Below are 3,555 nucleotides of genomic sequence, written 5' to 3' on the forward strand. Positions count from 1 at the left end.
ACCGAGTACGGCATGACGAACGAGGTCGGCCCGGTCAAGCTCGGCTCGTCGTCGGGCGAGGTGTTCATGGGCCGCGACATGGGTCACGGTCGCGACTTCTCCGAGCGCATCGCCGAGCGCGTCGACGCCCAGGTCCGCGGACTGATCGAGCAGGCGCACAACGAGGCGTACCAGGTGATCAACGACAACCGCGAGGTGCTCGACCGGCTCGCGCTCGCCCTCCTCGAGAAGGAGACGCTCGACCACCTGGAGCTCGCCGAGATCTTCAAGGACGTCAAGCGTCTGCCCCCGCGGCCGCAGTGGCTCTCGTCGGGCGATCGCCCGGTGTCGAGCCTGCCGCCGGTCGAGGTGCCGCGTCGTCAGGCGCCCTCGGGCGTCGCCGCGTCCGTCGAGGCCGACGCTCAGCCCGCGACCCAGCCGCAGCGCCAGCGGCCGAGCGGACAGACGCGTCCGGCCACCGCCTAAGGCGCCGTGGCCGTCGACCGGGAGCGCGTGTCGGCGCTCGTACGCGAGCTGCTCGAGGCGATCGGGGAGAACCCCGATCGCCCGGGCCTCCGGCAGACTCCGGCGCGCGTGGCGGATTCGTGGGCCGAGTTCTTCGGGGGAGTGGGGCAGGATGCCACGGCCCCGCTGCAGCACACGATCTCGGTGAGCCGCGGGCCGGCGCCGGACACCCTGCCCTCCGGGGCGGTGATGCTCCGGGACATCGCGTTCCGTTCGATGTGCGAGCACCACCTGCTGCCGTTCCGCGGTCGGGCGCACGTCGCGTATCTGCCGGGTGAGCGGGTCGTGGGACTCGGGGCGCTGCCGCGCGTGATCGACATCCTCGCGGCCCGCCCGCAGGTGCAGGAGCGGCTTGGCGAACAGGTGGCCGACACGATCGCCGGCGCTCTCGACGCGCGGGGCGTGCTGGTGATCCTGGATGCCGAGCACGAGTGCGTCACGATGCGCGGTGGTCGTCAACCCGATGCGTCGACCGTCACGATCGCCGCGCGCGGGGTCTACACCGACCCGGCCGCCCGCGCCGAGCTCGTCGCGCTGATCGGGCGGGACCGCCCGTGACGCTCGTGATGGGCATCCTCAACGTCACCCCCGATTCCTTCAGCGACGGCGGGCGTTTCCTCGACCCCGACGTCGCGATCGCGCACGGGCGCTCCCTCGCGGCCAAGGGGGCCGACCTGCTGGACGTCGGCGGCGAATCGACCCGGCCCGGCGCGGATCGTGTCGCGCCGCGGATCGAGCAGCAGCGCGTGCTCCCGGTCGTGGAGGTGTTGGCATCCGAGGGGCTGTTCGTCAGCATCGACACGATGAACGCCGCGACGGCGCGGGTTGCCGTGGCGGCGGGGGCACGTCTGGTGAACGACGTGTCCGGAGGGCTCGCGGATCCCGAGATGCTCGCGGCCGTCGCCGAATCCGGCGCCGACGTCGCGCTGGGGCACTGGCGCGGGCCGTCGTCCGAGATGTACGCGCGCGCCGAATACGACGACGTGGTGGCCGAGGTGCTCGCCGAGCTGACGGAGCGGGTCGACGCGGCCGAGGCGGCCGGCATCCCACGGTCCCGCATCGTCGTCGACCCCGGCATCGGGTTCGGCAAGCGCGGCGATCAGAACTGGCGAGTGCTTCGCGCGCTGCCGCGGCTGACGCAGCTCGGATGCCGCGTGCTCGTGGGCACGAGCCGCAAGCGGTTCTTGGCGGATGCGCTCGGCGCGGATGCCGACCTCCCCCGCCGCGACCTCGCGACCGCCGTCACCAGCGTCCTGGCCGATCGGGCCGGTGCCTGGGCCGTGCGCGTGCACGACGTTCCGACCACTCGCGACGCGCTCGCCGTCGCCCGCGCCTGGGAGGCCTGATGGACTTCGCCGACGAGATCACGCTGACGGGGGTGCGAGCCTTCGGCTTCCACGGCGTGTACGCCGATGAGAAGCGCGAAGGGCAGGAGTTCGTCGTCGACGTGGCGCTCCAGTTGTCGCTGCGCCCGGCGGCCGAGTCGGATGACGTCGTCGACACCGTGCACTACGGGGAGCTCGCCGAACGCATCGTGGCGCACGTCGAGAACGACCCCGTCGATCTCCTCGAGACCCTCGCGCAGCGGATCGCCGATGACGTGCTGTCCGACGAGCGGGTGATGCTCGTCACGGTGACCGTGCACAAGCCGCAGGCGCCGATCACGGTGCCGTTCGGCGACGTGTCGGTGACGATCCGGAGGGGCCGCGCGTGAGTGTTCGCCTCGCCCACGGCATCGGCGACCCGCCCGCCGATCATCCGGTCGCGGCGGTCGTCGCGCTGGGTGCCAACCTCGGCTCCCGCGCCGAGACGCTCGCCGCCGCCGTCGAGGAACTCCGGCTCCTGCCGCTGACCACCGACGTGCGCGTGTCGGCACCGATCGAGACGGTGGCCGTGACGCTCGCCGGCGAGGACGCGGATGCCCCGCGGTACCTCAACGCCGTCGCGCTGCTGCGGACGCGACTCGCTCCAACGACGCTGCTGCGCGAACTCCACCGCATCGAGGCCGAGCACGGCCGCGTGCGGCGCGAGAAGTGGGGTGACCGCACGCTCGACCTCGACCTGATCACCTACGGCGACGAGCGCATCGACGACGAGCGGCTGACGGTTCCGCATCCGCGCGCGCACGAGCGCGAGTTCGTGCTCGCTCCGTGGGTGGCGATCGACCCGGATGCCGTGATCCCCGGCCGCGGTCGCGTGGACGCGCTGCTGGCGAGTGTGCGCGGCGGTGCGGGGCAGGACGCGCCGGCGGCCAGCGCCGACGTGCAGGACGCTCCGTCGGTCGGCGCGGACGTGCAGGACGCTCCGTCGGTCGGCGCGGAAGGGCAGGACACGCCGTGAAGCGGACAGGGGCGACGATCCTCCTCGTCGCGGCGCTCGTGGGTCTCGTCGTCGGGTTCCTCGTCGACACCGTGCTCACGTCGACGGGGCGTCCCACTTTCGTCCCGGCGGCGAGTCTGCCGACCATCCTCGTCCTTCTGGGGGTGGTCGTCGTGGCGTTCGCCGTGCCGATCTTCCGGGCATCGCGGGGGCGCAGCGGCCGGCGCATCGACCCGTTCCGGGCCCTCCGGATCGCGATGCTGGCGAAGGCCTCCTCTCTCGTGGGCGCTGCGGCGACCGGCTTCGCGCTGGGGCTTCTCGCTTTCGTCTTCACACGTCCCTTCACTCCGTCGTTAGGCTCGTTGGGGTCGATCATCGCGACGGCTGTGTGTGGTGCCCTCCTCGTCGTCGCGGGACTCGTGGCCGAGCAACTGTGCACCATCCGGAAGGACGACGATGACGAACACCCCGGATCTTCCGGAGCGCACCCCGACGCCGGCTCCCCGGCCTGAGTCCCCGGCGTCCGTTCTCGACGATGCGACGTATTCGCGGATCCTCGAGCCGCGCGGACAGGGGCGGCTCCCCCTCGGGGACGGCACATGGCACCAGCTCGCCCGTGCGTACGTGCGGGTGCAGCTGATCTCGCAGGGTGCCGTGTTCGTGCTGGCGCTCGCCGCAGCGATCGTCGTCCAGGTTCTGAGCGGTTTCTTCTGGCAATGGATCCCCGTCGGC

5 protein-coding genes and 1 pseudogene are annotated in these 3,555 nt (G+C 72.2%); all 6 read left to right on the forward strand.

Features of this window, described 5'->3' with window-relative positions; all coding sequences use genetic code 11:
• Positions 1-465, forward strand: a pseudogene (locus tag I5G_RS22025) (cell division protein FtsH); the annotation flags it as partial.
• Between the two features lie 6 nt (positions 466-471).
• A complete protein-coding gene (gene folE, locus I5G_RS11200) occupies positions 472-1,062 on the forward strand; it encodes a GTP cyclohydrolase I (RefSeq protein WP_022879127.1) in 591 nt (196 codons plus the stop codon).
• Positions 1,059-1,850 carry a dihydropteroate synthase gene (folP, locus tag I5G_RS11205; RefSeq protein ID WP_022879128.1) on the forward strand — a complete coding sequence of 264 codons (792 nt, stop codon included), beginning with the start codon at positions 1,059-1,061 and terminating at the stop codon, positions 1,848-1,850. Before folE ends, folP begins: the two co-directional genes overlap by 4 nt.
• On the forward strand, positions 1,850-2,218 hold the full coding sequence (folB, locus tag I5G_RS11210; RefSeq protein ID WP_026095861.1) for a dihydroneopterin aldolase: 369 nt from the start codon (positions 1,850-1,852) through the stop codon (positions 2,216-2,218). The genes folP and folB overlap by 1 nt, the downstream gene beginning before the upstream one ends.
• Positions 2,215-2,844 carry a 2-amino-4-hydroxy-6-hydroxymethyldihydropteridine diphosphokinase gene (folK, locus tag I5G_RS22030; RefSeq protein ID WP_051038762.1) on the forward strand — a complete coding sequence of 210 codons (630 nt, stop codon included), beginning with the start codon at positions 2,215-2,217 and terminating at the stop codon, positions 2,842-2,844. The genes folB and folK overlap by 4 nt, the downstream gene beginning before the upstream one ends.
• On the forward strand, positions 2,841-3,335 hold the full coding sequence (locus I5G_RS11220; protein ID WP_022879129.1) for a DUF3180 domain-containing protein: 495 nt from the start codon (positions 2,841-2,843) through the stop codon (positions 3,333-3,335). The genes folK and I5G_RS11220 overlap by 4 nt, the downstream gene beginning before the upstream one ends.
• Positions 3,336-3,555: the final 220 nt, after the last annotated feature.

It is taken from the genome of Microbacterium sp. B19, assembly GCF_000333395.1.
Lineage (GTDB): Bacteria > Actinomycetota > Actinomycetes > Actinomycetales > Microbacteriaceae > Microbacterium.